Genomic DNA, 22,526 nt, shown 5'->3' with positions numbered 1-22,526 from the left:
CAATAATTTTAATGCTTCTTTGTCATTTTACAAAATTAAGAATGAATTCTGTTTTTATAACATCAAGCCTCTATAAAACCGTCCTAAAAATGAATGGTGTCTTTCCGGAATGTTATCCTATCCTCAATTTTTAATATTTTCTTAAAATTTTAAGAATCCTTTATTTTGCAAATGCCTATATTTGGCCCATATCAAATAGAAGTTGTCTTTACAGATGACAAGCTACAATTTTTTACTGCATACATGAAACCACTAAAGTTCATAGGTATTATTTTGCTGTTCTTACTCCCTTTTTTAAGTGGAGGAGAATCTGGTAAACATACTGCTGAACTTACGATTTGTCAGCTTCAGGAAAACTTCACTGCTTCAGAAGTACCTCAATTTTCGTCTTCCGCTTTGGTTAGTCCCAAAGATCTTGACATTCATTTCATTGTCAAAAAGAAGATCAAACACCGTGCTACAACTTCAGACAGCAGTACTTTAAAAACACCGTACTATACCAAATTAGTACCATTCAGAATTTTCAAAAATCGCTTAATTTATGGTATGGCCACTGTCTACCAGATTCAGCGTCATACCCATCTGCACCTGTACCAGTTATTCTAGGTCATAATCCGTTTCATTTTTATATTCCTCTTATGCAATGCACTTTCTGTGTTTTATTGCAAAGGACAGCTTGTGATATAAAAAAATTCTATCCAAACGTTACTGCTCTCTAAAAGCAGTAGTCGTTACAATATCCCTTATTTAACATTTAAATTATTCACGACTCCCTGCAAATCAATGTTGGGGAGCACCTTCATTTATATACCCCTATTTAAAAATTCATTATGAACACTACAAAAAATCAATTCTTGTTAATTGTTTTATCTGTTTTATTTCTGAGCTCTTGTGGAGATAAAACCAAAAAAGAGACTTCGAAAATCAAGACACTGCCCGTCTACAAAGTCACCTTGCAGGACACCATCGTTTCTAACCGGTTTGTGGCTGATGTGCACGCCAAAAACAATGTAGAAATACACGTTCGCATTCCCGGATTACTGGATAAGGTTTATGTGAGCGAAGGACAAAAGGTACAAAAAGGGCAACTGCTCTTTAAAATCAGTGATGTTGAGCTCCAAATACAATTACTAAAAGCTCAGGCGGTATACAAAAGTACCATGGCAGACCTGAGGATTGCTACAGTCGAGCTTGAGCAGGCACAAACCCTGTTTAACAAGAAAGTAATTGCCGACAAAGAACTGGAACTTTCAAAAGCCAAGTATGAAGCCGCTTCTGCCAAAGTTGCCCATGCAGTTGCCGAACGAAAAGCAATCAATCAGCAGATTAGTTTCACCACTATCAGGGCTCCTTTTGACGGAACGATCGATCGTATCCCGTTCAAAGAAGGCAGTCTTGTAGAGAATGGCTCCCTGCTGACAACGGTTTCTCAACTGGATGATATCTACGCCTACTTCTCGATCCCTGAAAACATCTATTTTCAAATGATGACCGACAAAACTCTGAACAAAGCAGGAGGCGATATTAAACTGGAATTACCAAACGGAGTCGTATACAACCAAAAAGGCGAATTAAGAACTGCCGACGGTGAAATTGACCGACAAACAGGTTCTATTCAGTACAAAGCAAAATTTCATAATCCGCAAGGTTTTATCAAACACGGAACATCGGGAAAACTAATTATATCAGAACCTAAAAAGAATGTGATTCTAATTCCGCAGAAAGCTGTTTTTTCGATTCAGGACAAACAGTTTGTATTTCTTGTCAACAAAGAAGGAATTGTAAAAATGACCAACATTAGTATTGGAAGCACGCTTGACGATGTATTTATCCTCAACAAAGGATTAAAAAGCGACGACCTGATTGTACAAGAAGGAACTCAATCACTACGGGACGGTGACAAAATTAACATCCAAAACGCAAGCTTATAGTTCCTTATTAATTAGTATCAAAAAAATATAAAATGATAGAGTTATTTATCAAACGAAAAATACTATCGTTAATCATTTCGGTTATGATAGTGCTCCTTGGTATACTGGCCTTGTTTCAGTTGCCTATTACACAATTTCCTGATATTGTTCCGCCATCTGTAACGGTAACGGCTAAATATACAGGAGCCAATGCCGAAGTTTCGGCCAATGCCGTCGCACTGCCTTTAGAGCGCGCTATTAATGGTGTTCCCGGTATGACCTACATGTCAACGGTTACGTCAAACGACGGTCTGACGCTGATACAAGTCTTTTTTGAAGTGGGAACCGATCCCGATTTGGCAGCCGTAAACGTCCAAAATCGTGTGACTACTATACTCGATGAGTTGCCTGAAGAGGTAATTCGTGCCGGAGTAACGACCGAGAAAGAAGTGAACAGTATGCTGATGTACCTGAATATTACGAGTACGGATAAAACTCAGGACGAGCAATTTATCTTTAACTTCACCGATATCAACATTCTACAGGAACTGAAACGTATAGATGGTGTCGGACGTGCTGAAATTATGGGACAAAAAGAATACTCGATGCGGGTATGGCTTGATCCTCAAAAAATGCTCTCTTATGCTATATCGGCAAATGAGGTCATTGCTTCTCTTCAAAAACAAAACATCTCTGCTGCACCCGGAAAAGTAGGTGAAGGCTCCGGACAATTGGACAATCAGCTTCAATATGTAATCAAATACGGAGGGAAATTTTACGAACCCAAACAGTATGAAGAAATTCCGATTCGTGCCAATTCAGATGGAACCATCTTAAAATTAAAAGACATCTCTAAGATCGAATTTGGATCGATGAGTTACGGAATGGTTTCCAAAACCGATGGTAAACCCTCGGCTTCTATCATGCTAAAACAGCGTCCGGGTTCAAATGCTTCTGAAGTAATTGCCAGCGTAAAAGAAAAAATGGCCGAACTTCAAAAGACTTCCTTCCCTCCCGGAATGGATTACAATATTGCTTACGATGTATCGCGCTTTCTGGACGCATCGATCGATGAGGTTTTAAAAACACTTGTCGAAGCCTTTATCTTGGTAGCCTTTGTGGTTTTTATATTCCTTCAGGACTGGCGTTCTACTTTAATACCGGTTTTAGCCGTACCAGTAGCGCTTATTGGTTCGTTTGCTTTCATGTCGATGATGGGCTTTTCGATCAACCTGCTAACCTTGTTTGCTTTAGTACTATCGATCGGAATTGTGGTCGACAACGCCATTGTAGTCGTCGAAGCCGTCCACGTTAAAATTTCCGAAGAACATATGGCTCCACTTCCGGCAACCATAAGTGCCATGAAAGAAATTACGGGAGCAGTTATTGCCATAACGATAGTAATGAGTGCTGTGTTTATTCCTGTTGCCTTTCTTAGCGGTCCGGTTGGAGTTTTCTACAGACAGTTTTCTTTAACCATGGCGATTAGTATTGTGATCTCAGGTATCAATGCACTTACTTTAACTCCTGCGCTCTGTGCTATATTGCTTAAACCGCATAATCCGGACGAGAAGAAGACTTCTTTACTGAATCGTTTCTTCGACGCTTTTAATAAATGGTTTGATAATGTAACGGCAGGTTATATCAGAATACTGGCCAAATTTGCAGACCGTACTACCGTTACAGCCGGATTATTGGTTTTATTCTGTCTGCTTACCTGGGGAACCAGTAAATTTGTTCCAGGTGGATTTATTCCTTCTGAAGATCAAGGAATGGTATATGTAAGTGTGACTACACCTCAGGGCGCCACGGTAGAACGTACTGAAAAAGTACTGGATGAGGTTACCCGATTAGCCAAAGAAATTAAGGGTGTCGACAACGTGACCACTCTTGCCGGATACAGTATTGTAACCGAAATTGCAGGAGCTTCTTACGGAATGGGAATGATCAATTTAAAAGACTGGAACGATCGTGATATCTCGGTAAACGAATTCATCACCAAACTGGGAGAGAAAACAAAGAACATTTCTGATGCTCAGATTGAGATTTTTGCACCGCCAACGGTACCCGGTTTTGGAAATACAAGCGGGTTTGAACTTCGCTTACTCGACAAATCGGGCGGAACGATTACTAATACCGATGCCGTAACCAAAAATTTCATCAAGGAACTCAATGCTTCACCTGAAATACAAAACTCTTTTACCAGTTTTGATGCTACTTTCCCGCAGTATTTAATTCATATTGATTACGATCAGGCGGCTAAAAAAGGAGTTTCGGTAGACAATGCCATGTCGACTCTGCAAACGATGCTGGGTTCTTTTTATGCGACTAATTTTATTCGTTTCTCACAAATGTATAAAGTAATGGTTCAGGCCAGTCCTCAGTTTAGGAAGAATCCCGAAAGTATTCTGGATATGTATCTTAAGAATGATGCCGGCGAAATGGTTCCGTTCTCTACTTTCATCAAACTGGAACGTGTGTACGGTCCCGAAGTTTTAACCCGATACAACATGTACATGTCGGCTATGATCAACGGAGAACCTGCTGACGGATACAGCTCCGGTGAGGCAATTGCTGCTGTGGAGAAAATCGCTGCCGAAAAACTTCCGAGCAGGTTTGAACTGGAATGGTCAGGTATGACGCGTGAAGAAATCCTGTCCGGGAATCAGACGATTTACATTTTTGCTTTATGCATACTGTTTGTCTATTTACTTCTTGCTGCCCAATACGAAAGTTTACTGCTTCCGTTTCCGGTACTTTTAAGTTTGCCTGTGGGAGTATTCGGATCGTATCTCGCGCTGTTAATGGTGGGACTCGACAATAACATTTATGCTCAGGTAGCGCTCGTCATGCTGATCGGGTTGCTCGCCAAAAATGCCATTCTGATTGTAGAATTTGCGATGGCGCAGAACAAAATTGGACGGGACATCACGGAGGCTGCCATCGAAGGAGCCCGACTGCGTTTCCGACCTATTTTAATGACTTCTTTTGCTTTTATTTCAGGACTGATTCCTTTATGTATCGCCTCGGGTGCGGGAGCCGTTGGTAACCGTTCGATTGGTACAGCCGCCGCGGGAGGAATGTTCATCGGAACGGTGTTTGGACTTGTTATCATACCGGGTCTTTATATACTGTTTGCCAAATTTGAAAAAGCACTGAAAAAATAAACACAATAATGAAAAAATCACTAAATCAATATAAAGCAGTTACTGATCAAAACTATAAGTTTAAGTTGTTTTCACTCTTATTGGTAACCGGAATTCTGTTATTCACAGCTTGTTCTGCTCCAAAAGTTAATGATAATCTCGCTGCTAAAGCACTGCCCAAAAATTTCGATGTTACTTCAAAAAAAGCTACTGACAGCGGAACAACTTTTGTTCCGCTGCAAACAGCCACTTATTTTAAGGATCAAAAATTAGAACAATTATTAGACAAAGCGATGGCTCAGAATCCGGATTATTTAATCATGGAACAGCGTATCTTAATAGCCAACTCGCATCTGAAAGCAGCTAAACTGGCTTTATTGCCTTCATTGGATTTTCAGGCCGATGCTTCAGGAACCCGTTATGGCAAATATACTATGGAGGGTGTTGGAAACTTTGATACTAATTTGTCTCAAAACATATCCGACAAACAACGAATTGCAACGGCTACTACTCCTAACTTTTTCCTGGGAGGAAAAGTATCCTGGGAAGCTGATATATGGGGAAAACTAAGCAATAGGAAGAAAGCGGCACGTGACCGATATTTTGCCTCTCAACAAGGAATGCGATTGCTGAAGACTAAATTGTTAGGCGATATTGCAGAACTGTACTACGAATTAGTAGCCTTAGACAAACAAGCACTAATCTACAAACGAAACCTTGATACACAGCAGCAGGCACTGCATATCGTTTCGGCACAGCGATCTGTTGGAAAAGCAACAGAACTTGCCGTACAGCAATTCAATGCGCAAAACAACAATATATTGGCTGAGGCAGAACAATTAAATCTTAAAATCAATCAGGCAGAAAAGGCACTACTTACGCTGCTTGGAGAATACGGCGGAAAAATCGAAAGAAACACTGATTTTTCGTCGGGTTATCTTAAAGTCTTAAATCAAAAAATAAGTGTAGACTCTATCATACACAAAAGACCCGATGTATCAGAAGCTTACTTTGAATTGAGGGCTACAAATGCAGATGCTAAAGCGGCTCGTGCAGCCTTCTTTCCCACTCTAAATTTAGGTGGATACGTAGGAATGAACTCTTTTTCTTTGACTACTTTTTTTGACAGCGGTTCGTTTGCCTGGCAACTATTAGGCGGAATCACTGCTCCGATTTTCAATAAAGGACAAATCAAACAGGAATTTTTTACTGCCAACCGAAGACAGGAAATTTCTTTTCTACACTATCAAAACACCATTACAACCGCTTATAATGAACTAAGTGCTTTACTGCACCGAACTGAAGCTTTTGAAAATGTGCTGAAATATAAATCTAAAGAGATTGAGCATCTTGAAATTGCTGTAAATGTTTCCAATGATTTGTATCTGAGTGGTTACGCCAATTACCTTGAAATCATCAATGCGCAAAAAAACAAATTGCAGGCCGAACTTGATTTTGTAGATATTCAGTTGAAAAATGCAAATGCACAAATCTTACTTTACAAAGCTTTAGGAGGTGGGATGTGATAAACATTCTGTTTCAGGTTTCAAGTTTCAGGTTTTAGATTTTAGGTTTCAACTTGAAACTTGAAACTTTGAACTTTAAACTTTGACTTTGGACAAACTATTTTAAAACAAAGAACCCCGTTTCGGTATAGAAACGGGGTTCTTGTTTTTTATGCATTATTTATCGTTTACTGCAAAAGTATTATTTATAAAACGAGATTGTATCGGTTAGGTTTTCTCTGTGTATAAAAGCTGTAATAAACTCCTGAACTTCGTTAGTACTTTCAGATCGTGTTTCAAAAGAGTTAATATGAAATTCATCATCCTGATCCAGAATATGTATGATTTCTGTATACCCTTTAGAAATTAAACTTCCTTTAAGTTTTATAATGTTCAACTGTTGGCGACCATCTAATTCCTTGCGAACTTTTAGTTTTATAGCTTTTTCCATAATAGATGTTTTAAAATGACAAACCTTTAACCTCTACTCAAATTTAAATATTATTCTTTTGAATGCTTGTTAAAAAAACAAACATAAGCTATTATTTATCAACAAACTATAAACAATTGATTAACAAGCTGCCACAGTCCTGATTAGCGGAGATGAAAAAATCGTTCGTCGAAAACTATTTCCACTACACTTTTTGTTTTTTTTGAAAGTTAAACGCCTTAATTTCAATGATAAAATCTGTCTTTTTACATTTTATAATTATTTAAAAACTCAAAAACGGCCCATTACAGCCTATTTTAACGCTTTGTACAAGATCTCAACCGGATGTTGTGCTTTTCTACCCGTACCATCAGCAATCTGATGCCTGCAGCTAGTGCCTGAGGCAGAGATTAAAGTGGCTTCTTCTTCAGAACGAATGGTTGGAAACAAAACCAACTCGCCAATTTGCATCGACAACTCATAATGTTCTTTTTCATAGCCAAAAGACCCAGCCATACCACAGCAACCACTCGGAATGTTCAAAACGGTATAATTTTCAGGCAAAGCCAGTATTTTTTTAAGAGGCACCAATGACGATAAGGCTTTTTGAAAACAATGTCCGTGCATGCGTATACGTTCCTGCCTGTCGGTAAAATTACTTGAAGAAATTCTGCCTTCCTCTAGCTCTTTTGCCAAAAATTCCTCGATCAGAAAAGCTTTTGCAGCAGTTTTTTTTGCTTTCACTTTTAATTCTCCTCGGCATAAATCGGGATATTCGTCCCGAAAAGTTAAGATCGCCGAGGGTTCAATTCCGATCAAAATACCATCCTGTGGAATCTCCTGCTCAAAATCCTTAATATTTTTTTCTGCAATTTTACGCGCTTCTTTTAGCATTCCTTTTGAAAGGTACGTCCTGCCGCTAATCCCTATTTTTGGAATTTCGACCTGATACCCCAAACGATTCAGTAATTGTACCGCGGTCTGCCCTATTTCGACATCATAATAATTTAAAAATTCATCATTGTACAGATATACCTTCCCGTTACCAAAATCACCCTTTTGACGATACGTTTTCATCCACTTAGCGAAAGTAATTTTATGCATCAAGGGCAATTTTCGTTCTGTAGCAAATCCTGTTGTTTTTTTAACCACATTCCCCAAAACCCCTTTTGTAGATAAATTATACATCCAAGGAATCGCAGCAAACCAGCTGTTTATTTTAGGAGTATTTCCGATAAGTCTGGAACGAAATTTCACTCCATTTTTATCGTGATAGTGTTGTAAAGTTTCAGCTTTTAATTTGGCCATATCCACATTCGAAGGACATTCTGATTTACAGCCTTTACAGCTCAAACACAAATCCAATACGGCAACAAGATTGTCATCGTCAAATTTATTAGCTTTGGCAGAATTGGTTATCGTCTCTCTCAGCATGTTTGCTCTGGCGCGTGTGGTATGTTTCTCATCACGTGTGGCCATATAACTCGGACACATGGTACCGCCACCTTTTTCGGTTTTTCGGCAATCTCCGGATCCGTTACACATCTCGGCAGCACGCAAAATTCCATTGTGTTCCGAAAAATCAAAATAAGTTTCCGGCATCGGGGTATCCTGTCCGGCAGTATACCTTAAGTTTGTATCCATCGGTGGTGTGTTCACAATTTTGCCGGGATTGAAAATACCCCACGGGTCCCAAACTTCCTTAATCTGAACAAACAATTGATAGATTTCCTCTCCTAACATCAGCGGAATAAATTCCCCTCTAAGCCTTCCATCTCCATGTTCACCGCTTAAAGAGCCTTTGTATTTTTTAACCAAATGCGCAATGTCTGTCGCAATAGTTCTAAAAAGCACCGTCCCTTCTTCGGTTTTTAAATCAATAATAGGACGAAGATGCAATTCTCCTGTTGCCGCATGCGCATAGTGTACACAGTTTAGATTTCGTTTTTTTAGAATAGCATTAAAATCTTCGATAAAATCGGGTAAATCGTTTACATCTACCGCTGTATCTTCAATTACGGCAACCGCTTTGGCATCACCGGGAATATTAGACAGCAAGCCCAATCCAGCTTTGCGCAAAGCCCAGACTTTATTGGTATCTTCACCATAAACAATTGGGAAATGATACCCTAAATTTTTAGAACGCAGCAAAGCTTCCATTTCTTTGGCAATGGTGTCAATTTCTTCAGGAGAATCTCTTAAAAATTCAACGGCTAAAATCGCCTGAGGATCGCCTTTTACAAAAAAACGATTCTTACTTTGTTCAATATTTTCTTTTGTACATTCCAGAATATAGTGATCGATTAACTCCACACTGTCCGGTTGAAATTTTAAAGCCTCAATATTGGCTTTAAGTGATTCATTAATACTTTCAAAATGAATGCACACCAATGCAGAATAAGGTTTTAACGCGTCGACCAAATTTAATTTGATAGCAGTCGAAAAGAACAAAGTTCCTTCTGATCCTGCTATTAATTTACAGAAGTTGAATTGCTCTTCTGTATCTTTAAAAGGCATTGTATCGGCCAGTAAATCTAAAGCATAACCAGTATTTCTTCTGGGAATTGATTTTTTAGGAAAATGATCTTCAAACAAAATTTGGTTTGATGCTGACGATAGTATTTCTTTGACCTGAACATAAATGGCCTGTTCCAATGGACTTACGACGTTAATTCCGTTGCACTTATCTTCAAATTCAGCATTGGTTAACGAGCCAAATGTGACTTCGTGACCATCGGCCAAAAAGCCTTTGATTTCAAGCAAGTGTTCGCGGGTTGATCCATAAATAACCGATCTCGCACCGCAGGCATTGTTGCCTACCATTCCGCCAATCATACAGCGATTGCTGGTCGAAGTTTCAGGTCCGAAAAACAACTTATAAGGTTTCAAATGGAGGTTCAGTTCATCACGTATAACTCCGGGCTCAACCCATGCCGTTTTAGCGACTTCATCGACCGATATAATTTTGGTAAACTCCTGTGAAATATCTACTATGATTCCGTTCCCCACAACCTGTCCCGCCAATGATGTTCCGGCAGCGCGCGGAATTACACTGCTTTTATACTCTCTCGCAAAAGCAATGATCTTCTGAATATCTTCTTTTGTTTTTGGAATGGCAACTGCGAGCGGCATTTCTTTATAGGCACTCGCATCAGTGGCATAAAGCAAGCGCATGGTATGATCGTAGAATAATTTACCTTCTAATTGTTTTTCCAACTGTTCTAAAGGAACAGAACTATCGGAAAAGACATTATTGTTATTCATTTTTATTCTTTTATTAATTGGAGTTTGTCATTTCGAGGAACGAGAAATCTTCGCAAGTAACTCGACAAAGTATTTCAATCTTTGCAGAATATTGACGTGAAGATTTCTCGTTCCTCGAAATGACAATATTGTGTGTTATTAGGTACCTACAATTCGCTCAAAGCAATATCTAATAATCGCACCATTTCATCAGCGTTTTGTTTGCTGAATGTCATAGGAGGTTTTATTTTCAAAACATTGTGCAAAGGACCGTCTGTGCTCAATAAATAGCCATGGGCTTTCATTTTTTCTACTACAAAATCTATTTCAGAAACAGCAGGTTCCATGGTTGATCTGTCTTTTACCATTTCGGCACCAATAAACAGACCATGTCCGCGAACATCACTAATAATTGGATACTTCGCCATTAACTTTCTAAGACCATCCATTAAATGATTACCCGTTTCCAGAGCATGCTGCTGCATTTCTTCCTCCTGAATCACATCCAATACAGCCAATCCTGTAGTCATCGATACGGGATTACCGCCAAAGGTGTTAAAATACTCCATTCCGTTACTAAAGGCATCCGCAATTTCTTCTGTTACAATCACCGCAGCAAGAGGGTGTCCGTTACCAATTGGTTTTCCTAATACCACGATATCCGGAACTACATTTTGTAATTCGAAGCCCCAAAAGTGGTCTCCGATTCGTCCAAATCCAACCTGAACTTCGTCGGCAATACAAACCCCACCGGCGGCTCTGACATAATCATACGCTGTTTTTAAATAATTTTCCGGTAGCGGAATCTGACCTCCTACTCCCAATAAAGTTTCACAGATGAATACCGCAGGAGCTTTATCCTCTTCTTTCAAGTCCTCTATAATTCTTTGTACATCGGCAGCATATTTTTCTCCCGCATTGGTATCACCATATTTATAAGGGCCGCGATACAAATCAGGATTAATCGCCTTGTGTATCCAAGGCATTTGGCCAAATCCACCTTTACTGTCAAATTTATACGGACTCATTTCCATCGCAACGGTAGAAGTTCCGTGATAAGCATGATCCAATACAATAATATCTTTTTGTTTGGTAAAATGACGGCTCATTCGAATCGCCAGATCATTGGCCTCACTACCCGAGTTCACAAAGTAACAAACACTCAGTTTTGAAGGTAATGTTGCTGTCAGTTTCTCGGCATAGGCCGTAATCGCATCATTTAAATAGCGGGTATTCGTATTTAAAGTGGCAATCTGTTTCTGCATTCTTCGAACCACGACCGGATGACAATGTCCCACATGCGAAGGATTATTGACACAATCTACAAAGGTTCGTCCTTTATCATCATACAAATATTGCAAAGCACCCTTCACAATTTTCAATTTGTCCTGATAACCAATGCTTAAATTACGTCCTATTTTCTTTTTTCGAACTTCCAATAAATCACTGTAATCATCCCCAGTAATTACTCCTTCAAAACCACAGGCTTTTCTAAAAGCATCCTGCGCTTTGATTGGATTAATCTGAATCAGTTTAAACAATAAATTCCACGCCGGTTTTTCGGTAATAAAATGATGTTCGTTGTTGCTGTCTAATGAAGCATTGTAAGCGGATTGTGTTACACTGATACAAAGTCTTCCGGCAATCAGATAATACAATACATCCAATTCTTGCTCGGTTAAAGCATACGATTTATGGTATCCTTCAACGATTAATGCTGCAACGGCCACCGGATTTTCTTCATCCAGCATGGCATACGTACAGGCTATCGCTAAATTGTTGATTAAAGCAGTATACACCATATCACCAAAATCGATTAAACCGCTGACACGATTGTCCTGTACCAATACATTATAATCATTGGCATCGTTATGCACATAAGCATGACGCAAGCGATGCAATTGAGGTAAAACTTCGGTATCAAACTGCAACAGGAAATAGCCGGCAATACGTCTTTTTTCGTGATTTAGAATGTATTTTAAATTGTCCGCTGCTTCACTCGCACGACTGATGTCCCAAGTATAATTGCGGTGCATGGCAGGATGTGAGAAATCTTGCAGAGCATGATCCATCTTTCCTAAAAAGCTTCCCAGATCATATTGTAATTCTTTTGTTTTAGCTTTTTCATCCACCCAAAAAACACCTTCCAAAAAGTTCAGTATTCTGATATAGTAGGTTTGAGAATTACCAACAATTTTAGTCAGTTCTTCTCCATGTTTATTGATACTAAAATGCTGAAAACAATTTGAAACAGGGCTCTTTTTTAGATGCTGAATGATATTGATCTGCGCTTCTAAAAAAGGAAAAGGGTGACTTTCGTTTGATACTTTTAGAATGTACTTTTCATTCTTCTCATTCGATAAAAGAAAGTTCAGTTCATCATATCCATTTAATGCTTTTACGGTAACATTTAATCCGTAATGTTCTTTTACTAAATCCTGAATAGTTGCTTCTGAAAAAATCATTGATACTATATTAAAATTGTTTCTTATTTTTTTGCCGCGAAATTCACAAATTAACGCGAATTATATTTTGTTTGTTTACCCAATCTGACAAACCTTTTTCGCCACGACCCGAGCGATAGCGAACGGACGAAGTAATTCACGAACTATTGTACGCATGCCACTTAAAAAATTCGTGCTCATTCGTGAAATTCGTGTCTAAATTTTATTTCCAAATAATCGCCTGAGCCGGTTGTAAAGGATTTTGTCCTACCAAAATTTTGCTTCCCTCAGGAATTGCTAACTGTATAGGCTCATTGGTATAATTTACTCCTGTATAAAACCCGTCTCTCCATTCTAAATATACACCTTTTGGCAAATCTTCGATAGTAACTTTAGAACGTTCGTAAACCGATCTCACTACTTGTCTTTCCAAGTCACCGTCTTTACTTTCTGCTCCTATATAAGTAACCGTTCCTTTTCCTTGTTTTCTGGTAATTGCTGCCGCTTTTCCCTTATAAAACTGATCGGCATACGTTGCTAAAACTTCTGTTCCCGGTTTCGGACTTAAAACATCTGCCCAGGTATTCCATTTATAGGTATTGTTTCCAGAACTTATGGTTCCATTTACATCTGCTACAAGCATATCAAAAAAATCTACATCAGCACCAATTAACGGAACGATTGGTCCACTCCATTTAGCCTCAAAGAAATGTCCGTTTTTATCTTTCTGACCGGTACGGCAGGACAAAATCAGGTTACCACCATTTTCTACATATTTCGTCCATTTGTCAACCAATTTCTGATCGATCAGCTGATAAGCCGGTGCCACGATAAACGGATAAGCAGAAAAATCATCTTCTTCTGTAATAAAATCCATTGGTGCTCCAGTCGATTTTACTGCTGAAGTATAGGTATTTCGATGTCTCCACGTACTCCAGAACTCCGTTTGTTTTTGGTTTTCCAAATCCCACAGATTCTCATGACTCCATAAAAATCCTGTTTTTCTTTTGGCAAGATCAGCCGGAAGTACCGCTTTCGGATTGTACTCTTTTCGAAGCAGTTTCATATCTTCGATCGACTGTACAAACTCTTTTCCTCCTGTAGTCAAGGTTACACCATCGGTACCTACAATTCCGTCATGGTACATTTCACTGCTCCCCAGTGGATGTCTGTATCGATAGGTGCAGGTGAAAGAACAGCCTCCTCCAAAAGCTTGTGAGATCCACATATGAACAGTTCCCGGAAGTAATTGTGGATTAATACTCGCCCAGTTCACTTGTCCCGGCTGCATTTCCATAACCCCAGTCACCCCATTGATCGATCTGTAATAATCATTGGCTTCTGATATTTTATTCGGATGTCCCATTCTAAAATTCTGACCACCTAATTGATTTCTCCCGCTCACCGGATACATAGTGTAGGTGGCAAAATCCATCTTATCGGTTCTTCTTGGGTCTGCACCATAAACTACATTCGTATAATTGGTCGTAATCCATTGTTTTGGATCAACATATTTTCGAAGTGTTTCTGCTTGTAAATTCAAATATTCGGCTTGTGAATCTGCCGTGAATCTTTTGAAATCCAATATGGCATGCGGGCTCAATTTGTCTTCAAAATAAATCTCAGCATTTGGAATGGCAATCTGTTCGAAGTTGTTATAGCGAATACTCCAAAAACTGCCCAGCCACTCGGCATTCAATTTTTCGATTGTACCGTATTTTGCCTTTAACCATTTTTGAAATCCTTTTTGTGCAGATGGACTAAAATCATCCGGAGCTCCCGGCTCGTTATCCACTTGCCAGCCCATAATATTTTTATTCTTCCCGTATCTTTTTCCAAGTTCAGTCACTATCTTTTCGACAAATGCTCTGTATTTTTCATTTGAAACCGATTGATTGGCTCTGTTTCCATGCTCTCTGCGACGTCCGCTTGCATCTACGAGATAAATTTCAGGGTACTTTTCCCCCATCCATGCCGGCGGAGTTGGTGTTGGTGTGCAAAGAATCACTTTTAAACCTTCTTTTTCGGCAATTGCCAAAGCGTCATCGAGCCATTTAAAGTCATACTTGCCTTCTTCCGGTTCCATATACGTCCAGGCAAATTCGGCAAAATGTGTAAACTCAAATCCCAGTTTTTTGATGTTTTTTAAATCGCGTTCCCATTGCTCCCTTGGCCATTGCTCCGGATAATAATAAACACCGATCTGCATCAAATCTGGTTTTGAGAAAAAACGCTGTGGGTCTCTCTTTTCTGTCGCTGCCGTTTTTTTACTTTGAGAATAAACGGTCGTTGTATTACAGCCCGCAATAAGCAAAGCCGTTGCAACTATTTTGGTAAGTGATCTGTTGTGGTTGAACATAATCTGTACTATTGGTGTTAATCAAATTTAGATAGTTAATTCCTACTGCGGGCTTAAATATAGCCTCCCCTTACGAGCAATGTGATTAAGTTAATAAAATAGTTAAAACAATTGCTGGTATTTGATTAACGATTTTTGATTTCAGATGTGTAAATTTAGAAAAATAGAAAATAGTACTATTTACCAATACCAAATCAGAAATCTGCAATCGTTAATCTTCATTCTAAAATCTCATAATTAAATCAAATTGTCCTTAGTTAATTGATTTGAGATTAGCAATCTTACGCAACTACCTTGTCTATTTATCTTCTAAAAGCAGCATTAAATAATGAGAAGCCGACCAGCTAAAGTTGTACGCTTCCAATCCTTTTCCTGTAATAGGTTGATAATTTTCTCTGATAGAAGTTCCTTTGTCCAAAACTCCTTCGGCATTGTAAATTAATTTATGAGCCAGTTCGTTTGCTTCTTTCACATAGCCATACTTTTCCAGTCCGTTTATACCAAAATAACTTTGATCAAGCCAGACCGGTCCTCTCCAATACCCATTATCCGGTTTGAACTTCGGATGATTGGCTGCCAGTGTCGGTAAAGGAACAAATGTGTTCAGACTGGCCGTATCAAACATGTTTTGTTTGGCTAACTGAGCTTGCTCAGCGGTAGCGACCTCTGCCCAAACAGGCAAATATCCTTCACAGCCCATTGCTTTTATCAAGGTTTTACCATCGATAGTCGTGTCGTAAAACCAACCTGTAGCAGCATCCCAAAACTGATTTTGAATTTTAACTTTCAAAATGGAACTTTCTTCCTTCCATTTTTTAGCTTCTTCCGCTAGTTTTAAAACTTCTGCCATCTTCTTCAAATAATTTTTCTCGGCATATAAAAAGGAATTTAAATCTACACTTTCCTGATCTAACGAAAAGGCTTTCTCACCGTTTTTCAAAATCTTACTGTCGTCAAAACGAACCGCATTGTCCATTCCGCTTTCCCATTTGGCAGCAATCACAGTTCCATCTGTAGAACCAAATTCACACAAACCATCCTGATCGTGATCGCGGTCTTTGTACCACCAATTGTGATATAATTTCAACTTTGGATAAAACTCTTTTATGAAAGTAACGTCTTTTGATTTTTCATAAATCTTCCAGATGGCCCAGGCTGCAAGCGGCGCTTTAGTATTTCGGTAATTGTTTTCTTCGAGAAGATTGTTTCTGTAAATACAGTCCGGAATAAATCCGTTTGGTTCCTGATAATCAAATAAAGCACGCATCTGATCTTTTGCCAGTTCTGAATTATAATTGGCAACCGCAACGGCGTGTTTCCAGCTGTCCCAGGCCCAGAAACCATGAAACCATTCGTAATTATAGCTTGGGAAAAGTCCGCGATGTTTCAAACCCTCGGCAGCAATTCGGGTATTGTTTTGTAAAGTCAATAGCAGTTTAGCAATCAAATTAGAGTAAACTGCCTCTTTGTAAATATTTTTCTTTCTGGCAATTAATTGTGTCAGTTGATTTTCTTTTTCTTTTTGTGTGTTGTTTAGTAAGGTATTGAATGCCGTTTTAGCAATGCTTTCATTTTCTGTTTTCCAGGAATACTGAGAAAAAATAAAGGTTTGAGAAACCACTATTTCTTTAGTTTCATTTGGTTTTAAAACCAATTTCCCGGTTTGAGCTTTATAGCCCTGATTCGTAATTTCAATTTCGGGAGTACTATTCAAAAACTGAATGTACCCCGTTGCTGTGCTTTTAGAAGAAACAATTTTTAAAGTTTTACCTTCTTTTGAAAGCTTTAAATCATTTAAAAAAAGTGTTGAATGGTAGGACGGAAAAAGGGTTACTGTTTTTCCTGATGTGTTGGTAATACTCGTCTTTTGTAAAGCCGAATGACCGGATAAATAAACCAACTGCTGTTTTACCGTTAACTTTTCGTTTTTAAACTCCTGTTCCAAATGGCTGTTATAGCTGCATTGGTTCACCAGCGTATTTTTCCATTGAATGGCTTCTTTTTTGTTTTCATCCGTAAGCTGTAAAGAAACAAACGAAGAACTTAACCAGACACCATTTTGTTCTGTCATTAAAAAAGGTCCTGAAAATCCGGCCTGCACTACGGATGGTTCTAAAAATCCAAACCCAAACCAGGCCCCTTTATCTGAAAACGCCAGTGATTTTCGATCTGTTGCATTTGTTGGGTTTCCTTTATAGTTCAGACTGTTTTTAGCCGATTCTAAGTTTGGATAGCTTTTTTGTGTCCAACCGGATTGTACTATAAAAAAGGATGCAAGAATAAAAAGTATTTCCTTTTTGTTCATGTTATTTTGTTTTTGTGGTGTGTTTTTTAGTTAGATAATGTAGTAAATTTTTCATTAACTTAAGTGCTTTGCGTTAGATTTAGTGGATTTCTTTAATCCTTTAATCTGTGGCTTTATTACAGTACCTTTTTAATCTTTATGTTTAATGTACTCTCGCAGATTTTGGAGATTAAGGATTTTCTTTAATCTTTCTAATCCTTTAATCTGTGGCTTTATTTCGGCAACTGCTTAGTTGCTTTGTGCTGAATGTTTTCTCGCAGATTTGGCAGATTTTCTTTTCTCTTTTAATCCTTTAATCTGTGGCTTTATTTCAACAACCGCTTAGTTGTTTTGTGCTGAATTTTCTCTCGCAGATTTTGCAGGTTTTCTTTAATCTTTCAATCTAATCCTTTTAGTATGTGAGGCTTGTAGCTATAAAAATTAAACCTACAAGATCTGAAAAAGATCTTGCAGGATTAAAATCTTTATTGAAAACATTTTTTAGGAATTCAACTCTTTCTGCTAAAGAATTAATTTGTCTGTAATTCCGTTAATGGAATTGGGTAAAAATTGTTTTTTGCTGCATCAAAACCGCTACGTCCTACTGCATCAAGTGCTGCTTTCGTTTTTCCCCAACGACGTAAATCATAAAAACGGTAGTTTTCTAATGGAAATTCTATGATTCTTTCGTGTTCAATCTGAGCTTTAACAGCGGTAGCAGTTGTTCCGGTCATCGCTGGCATATCAGCTCTTTCACGAACTTTATTGATATACGGAATAGCTTCTCCGGTACGTCCTAACTCATTCAGTGCCTCAGCCTGCATCAACAATACATTCGCATATCGCATCAAAGGAATGTTGATTGCCGTAAACTCCTGATTCATTTTTTCCTGAGTATTTGGAATGTATCTGCGGTATACCGGTTTGTCTTTCCCTTCAAACTTTTCATCATAAGTAGTGCCTAATACCAAAGGATTATTGGCATCATTAAAATAAGGATCTTTAAAGAAAATAGTACTGTACAAACGCGTATCATAATTTCCTGTCGTCGCAATTTTCCCTTCTTTTTTGAATTCGTTTACCAACATAGGGCTTGGTAAAATTTCATCCCATCCGCCAAGTTCTCCCGCTGCCATCCAATAATGAAGCGCATTACGATAAAAAGCACCGTTAGCCGTAGTTTCAGAAAATTGCAATTCAAAAATAGACTCTTTACTGTTTTTTGTGGTACCGTCAAACATCGATACATAATCCTTCACTAACTCATACCCCTGAACTTTATTCAATGCTGTAAGCGCTTCGTTTAAAAAAGCTTGCTTTTGAGCTGTTTCCTCATAAGCTCTGGTTAAATAAGCAAACCCAAGGTAGCTGTTGGCTGCTCCGCTTGTTGCGCGTCCTGTTTTATCCGAAGTTTGCTTCGCAGGAAGTATGTCTGCTACTGCTTTAAATTCTTTTGTAATAAAATCCCAGGCCTCCGGTCTTGTTGATAGTGGAATATTTAAATCACTTTCTTTAGTTACGTATTTATCTCTAACATAAATTTTATCCCAGTTCAAAAGCAATTTCATGTGGTAATAAGCACGTAAGAAACGAGCTTCCGCCTCAATTTGTTTACGGTCAGCATCTGTTATGGCAGAAGCCGGGACCTTTGGTAATTTATCAATCACCTGATTGGCATTACTGATTCCTCTGTAATTAATTTTCCAATAACTGGTGAACTGACTATTCCCGTTCGTATATGTAAAAGTTGAAAGTTCAACCCAGTTTTGATAGTTCAAAGCATCGCTTCCCAATTCGTTGATGTCTTCACGATAGGCTTCTACCGGCCATTTTATTTCCGCAAAAGTCCATTCGTTAGTAGCACATTCAAGCTGTCCGTAAGTTGCCGCTAAAGCAGATTCGGCATCGGCTTTATTTCTCCAGAAATTCTCTGAGGTCAATTGGTCCGGAGATTGCTGCTCCAGATAATCACTACAGCTTGTTATAGTCAGCAAACCTATAGTGGAAAATAATAAAAATATCTTTTTCATGATGATGTCTTTTATAAAATAGAATTAAAATATATACTGAATACCCGTTACAAACGATCTTGTAAATGGATACACAAAACGATCAATACCAGTGTTAAGTACAGAACTACGTGAAAACTCAGGATCAATACCTGAATAATTGGTGATCGTAAATAAATTCTCTGCACTGATATAAATTCTAAGCTTGTCTATTTTGGCTTTGCCTAACATTTTGCTTGGTATCGTATATCCAAACTGCAATTGACGCATTCTTATAAAATTTCCACTTTCCAGAAAACGATCTGACTCACGACTGTTTCCGTTAGGGTCCTGTAATACTGCTCTTGGAATATCACTACGGTTATCCGGTGTCCATGAATTTAATGTTGAAGCTAACATGTTAGTTCCTGAACTCATAGACTCGTAAAAATAACGGTTTCCGTTGTACAATTTATTCCCCCAGCCACTTCCAATCAATGCTGAAAAATCAAATCCTTTGTAGCTGGCTCCCAAAGTAAGGTTCACTTCTACTTTTGGCAATCCTGTTCCTGAATAAGCTTTATCGTTGTCGTCAATAACTCCGTCTCCGTTTATATCTTTAAAACGAATATCACCCGGCTTTGCATTTGGCTGTAATAAAACACCATTTTTATTGTGAGCATTTACCTCTTCAACCGATTGAAAAATACCATCTGTTTTGTACAAATAGAATCCACTGATTGGACTTCCTACACGTGCCTGAGTTGGAAAATGTTCGGCATTGAATTTTAATCCTTCTCCATAAATAGTTTGTCCCTCATTTGCTAAGGCTACTACTTTATTTTTAAGAGTTGTAAAATTCAAACCTGCATTGTATTTAAATTCATCAACCTGATCACGGTAATTTACTTCAAATTCAAAACCGCTGTTGCTAATCTTACCTACGTTAAGAATCGGATCATCAACTCCGGCAGATGGAGCCAGTTTTTTTGTAATTAATAAATTGTCCGTCACATTGTGATAGTAGTTCATCGAACCGCTGATTTTTCCTTTCAAAAGAGTATAATCAATACCAATGTTTTTAGAATCTGTAGTTTCCCACTGTAAATTTCTATTTTCTAATGCTAGCGCAATACTTCCCGGCCAGGGATTACTTCCAACTCCCTGTACATAACCTGAACCTAAAGAATTTCCTGTGTTAATTAAAGTATTAGCAGAATAGTATCCTAAAGCAGCTTCGTTACCCAATTGTCCCCAGCTCGCACGTAGTTTTAAAGTAGAGATAAAAATATCTTTCGGGAAAAAATCTTCCTGCTCGATTTTCCATCCTAAGGCGATAGACGGGAAAGTTCCCCAACGGCTGTCTGCACCAAACTTAGAAGAACCGTCTCTTCTAACGGTCATTTGCAATAAATAACGATCATTATACGAATAGTTTAACCTTCCGAAGAAAGAAACACGATTGTATTGAAACTTTGAACCGTCTGCAGTGTAAGTCCCTCCTCTTCCGGCTCCGATAGTTTCAAAACCAGGATCAAGAAATCCTGACGGACGGTCGATAGAAACCAACTGTCCATTTTCTACAGTATAATCAGTTGTTTTTCCTTCAACACTTACCTGATTCCAGTTGGATGCCTGACTGTTAAAAGTATTACCCAGCATTAAACCAAAAACATGTTTTCCGAAAGTTTTATCGATAGTAATAATGTTATCTAATATCTGCTCACTCCAGGTTGTTCTCAACTCCGATTGCAAGGGATAAAGATGTACCTCTTTTGGATTAGCAATAAATGGAGGAAAATGAGCGGTTTGCTGGTTGTTTTTCACACGGTAAGAATAGGCCAATTTATATTTGAACCAAGGTGCTATATTAGCCGTTGCAGCAATATTAGCTGTAATATCCTGCCCTACATTATTACTTTTTCTGAAATGCTCTTCGGCAACCGGATTCGTTCCGGCCGGCAAACCATTCTTATTAGTCAATCCATAACCGTATTGCTCATTATCATCATAAACCGGAACTAACGGAGACATTGTATAAACTTCTTTCAACTGAAAGTTAGGCAATGCATTTTGGGTTCCGATATAAGCCATTTTTCCATCAATATCAAAAATAGATTTTTTGAAACTTACCCTTGCACTTCCTGTTTGAGAACCAAATTGATTGTCGATAATAATTCCTTTTTGCTTTACAAAGTTTCCGTATAAAGCAAATTTAAAATCACCTTGTCTTCCTTGAACTCCTAAACCGTAGTTTTGTGTAAATCCGGAACGGAAAACTTCATCCTGCCAGTCTGTATTAACATCAGATGGAGCCGTGATATAAGCCGGAAGCGCTTTTGGTGAAGTCACATACTTGTTATACTCATCGTACATTCTTTTATGAACCGTACGATATCCGTCAGCATCCAATAAATCTAATGTTTTCGACGGATTGGTGATACTTAAAAAAGAGCTGAAATCTATTTTTACACCTTCTTTTTGTCCGTTTTTAGTGGTTACGATAATCACACCATTTGCAGCAACAGATCCGTAAATTGCAGCCGCAGCACCATCTTTCAATACCTCCATCGATTCGATATTGGTTGGATTTATCGTATTAATATCTCCCTGGAATCCGTCAATAATATAAAGTGGTTCTGTAGCTCCAAAGGTATTTACCCCACGGATTTTTACGCTTACCGAAGCACCTGCTACACCTCCGCTTTTCTGCACGTTTACTCCCGCAACTAAGCCCTGAAGTGCCTCAGAAGGGCTTGTTGTCGCTCTGGTTTCTAAACTTTCTTTTTTAACAGTAGAAATAGCTCCCGTAACGTTGCTTTTCTTCTGAGAACCATAACCAATAACGACTACTTCATTCAGTTTATTGGTTTCTTCCTGCATGGTAATATTAAGTTCACCACGATTGTTTACAGCCTCACTTTTCTCTATAAATCCCATATAAGAGAAAACGATAACCGGATTCACAAGACTTGATGAATACACCAAAGTATAATTTCCGTCAATATCTGTTGCTGCATTGTATTTAGAGTCTTTAATAGAAATACTCACACCCGGCAGCGTATTGTTCTTATCATCAGTAACTTTTCCGGAAATGGTCTTTTGTGCTTGATTTGCTTGCGCAAAATTGATGTTTGGCAACCACAAGCATAACAATAAAGGAAGAAAATAGAACTTCCTAATGAGTAGTTTTTTCATTTTGGTAATGGTTTTGGTT

11 protein-coding genes are annotated in these 22,526 nt (G+C 38.4%); 4 read left to right on the top strand and 7 right to left on the bottom strand.

The annotated features are described in order from the left end of the window. Positions 1-243 precede the first annotated feature (243 nt). From LNQ34_RS19075 to LNQ34_RS19060, 4 genes are all read left to right on the top strand, one after another. On the top strand, positions 244-606 hold the full coding sequence (locus LNQ34_RS19075; protein WP_017497169.1) for a hypothetical protein: 363 nt from the start codon (positions 244-246) through the stop codon (positions 604-606). A 224-nt stretch (positions 607-830) separates the two neighbouring features. Beyond that, positions 831-1,931 (top strand): efflux RND transporter periplasmic adaptor subunit, encoded by a 1,101-nt coding sequence (locus LNQ34_RS19070; RefSeq protein ID WP_230000883.1) that lies wholly within the window; start codon positions 831-833, stop codon positions 1,929-1,931. Between the two features lie 32 nt (positions 1,932-1,963). Further along, a complete protein-coding gene (locus tag LNQ34_RS19065; protein WP_202701996.1) occupies positions 1,964-5,077 on the top strand; it encodes an efflux RND transporter permease subunit in 3,114 nt (1,037 codons plus the stop codon). 8 nt (positions 5,078-5,085) lie between these two features. Further along, positions 5,086-6,582 (top strand): TolC family protein, encoded by a 1,497-nt coding sequence (locus LNQ34_RS19060; protein WP_230000882.1) that lies wholly within the window; start codon positions 5,086-5,088, stop codon positions 6,580-6,582. A 181-nt stretch (positions 6,583-6,763) separates the two neighbouring features. Here the strand turns inward: LNQ34_RS19060 and LNQ34_RS19055 are convergent, their stop codons facing one another. The 7 genes from LNQ34_RS19055 to LNQ34_RS19025 form a co-directional block, all read right to left on the bottom strand. Next, positions 6,764-7,012, bottom strand: a complete 249-nt coding sequence (locus LNQ34_RS19055; protein WP_017497164.1) for a hypothetical protein — start codon at positions 7,010-7,012, stop codon at positions 6,764-6,766. Positions 7,013-7,303: 291 nt separating this feature from the next. Next, a complete protein-coding gene (locus LNQ34_RS19050; protein WP_230000881.1) occupies positions 7,304-10,255 on the bottom strand; it encodes an FAD-binding and (Fe-S)-binding domain-containing protein in 2,952 nt (983 codons plus the stop codon). 146 nt (positions 10,256-10,401) lie between these two features. Further along, positions 10,402-12,699, bottom strand: coding sequence for an aminotransferase class III-fold pyridoxal phosphate-dependent enzyme (locus tag LNQ34_RS19045; RefSeq protein ID WP_230000880.1), 2,298 nt, complete (start codon positions 12,697-12,699; stop codon positions 10,402-10,404). A gap of 202 nt (positions 12,700-12,901) precedes the next feature. Further along, complete coding sequence (locus LNQ34_RS19040) at positions 12,902-15,037, bottom strand: beta-galactosidase (RefSeq protein ID WP_230000879.1); 2,136 nt, start codon at positions 15,035-15,037, stop codon at positions 12,902-12,904. A gap of 298 nt (positions 15,038-15,335) precedes the next feature. Continuing rightward, positions 15,336-17,342 carry an MGH1-like glycoside hydrolase domain-containing protein gene (locus LNQ34_RS19035; RefSeq protein WP_230000878.1) on the bottom strand — a complete coding sequence of 669 codons (2,007 nt, stop codon included), beginning with the start codon at positions 17,340-17,342 and terminating at the stop codon, positions 15,336-15,338. A 509-nt stretch (positions 17,343-17,851) separates the two neighbouring features. Further along, positions 17,852-19,351, bottom strand: coding sequence for a RagB/SusD family nutrient uptake outer membrane protein (locus LNQ34_RS19030; protein WP_230000877.1), 1,500 nt, complete (start codon positions 19,349-19,351; stop codon positions 17,852-17,854). Between the two features lie 24 nt (positions 19,352-19,375). Further along, a complete protein-coding gene (locus LNQ34_RS19025; RefSeq protein ID WP_230000876.1) occupies positions 19,376-22,507 on the bottom strand; it encodes a SusC/RagA family TonB-linked outer membrane protein in 3,132 nt (1,043 codons plus the stop codon). Positions 22,508-22,526 lie beyond the last annotated feature (19 nt).

Origin of the sequence: Flavobacterium lipolyticum (assembly GCF_020905335.1) — a bacterium.
GTDB classification, from domain to species: Bacteria; Bacteroidota; Bacteroidia; order Flavobacteriales; family Flavobacteriaceae; genus Flavobacterium; species Flavobacterium lipolyticum.
Note: the sequence above shows the minus strand (reverse complement) of the source record. Positions and strands in the feature narration are given on the sequence as shown.

Bases quoted from the DNA above. Each gene is read 5' to 3' on its own strand.
- LNQ34_RS19025 (WP_230000876.1), bottom strand. From the start codon at position 22,507: ATGAAAAAACTACTCATTAGGAAGTTCTATTTTCTTCCTTTATTGTTA.
- LNQ34_RS19070 (WP_230000883.1), top strand. From the start codon at position 831: ATGAACACTACAAAAAATCAATTCTTGTTAATTGTTTTATCTGTTTTA.
- LNQ34_RS19030 (WP_230000877.1), bottom strand. From the start codon at position 19,351: ATGAAAAAGATATTTTTATTATTTTCCACTATAGGTTTGCTGACTATA.
- LNQ34_RS19040 (WP_230000879.1), bottom strand. From the start codon at position 15,037: ATGTTCAACCACAACAGATCACTTACCAAAATAGTTGCAACGGCTTTG.
- LNQ34_RS19055 (WP_017497164.1), bottom strand. From the start codon at position 7,012: ATGGAAAAAGCTATAAAACTAAAAGTTCGCAAGGAATTAGATGGTCGC.
- LNQ34_RS19035 (WP_230000878.1), bottom strand. From the start codon at position 17,342: ATGAACAAAAAGGAAATACTTTTTATTCTTGCATCCTTTTTTATAGTA.
- LNQ34_RS19075 (WP_017497169.1), top strand. From the start codon at position 244: ATGAAACCACTAAAGTTCATAGGTATTATTTTGCTGTTCTTACTCCCT.
- LNQ34_RS19050 (WP_230000881.1), bottom strand. From the start codon at position 10,255: ATGAATAACAATAATGTCTTTTCCGATAGTTCTGTTCCTTTAGAACAG.
- LNQ34_RS19065 (WP_202701996.1), top strand. From the start codon at position 1,964: ATGATAGAGTTATTTATCAAACGAAAAATACTATCGTTAATCATTTCG.
- LNQ34_RS19045 (WP_230000880.1), bottom strand. From the start codon at position 12,699: ATGATTTTTTCAGAAGCAACTATTCAGGATTTAGTAAAAGAACATTAC.
- LNQ34_RS19060 (WP_230000882.1), top strand. From the start codon at position 5,086: ATGAAAAAATCACTAAATCAATATAAAGCAGTTACTGATCAAAACTAT.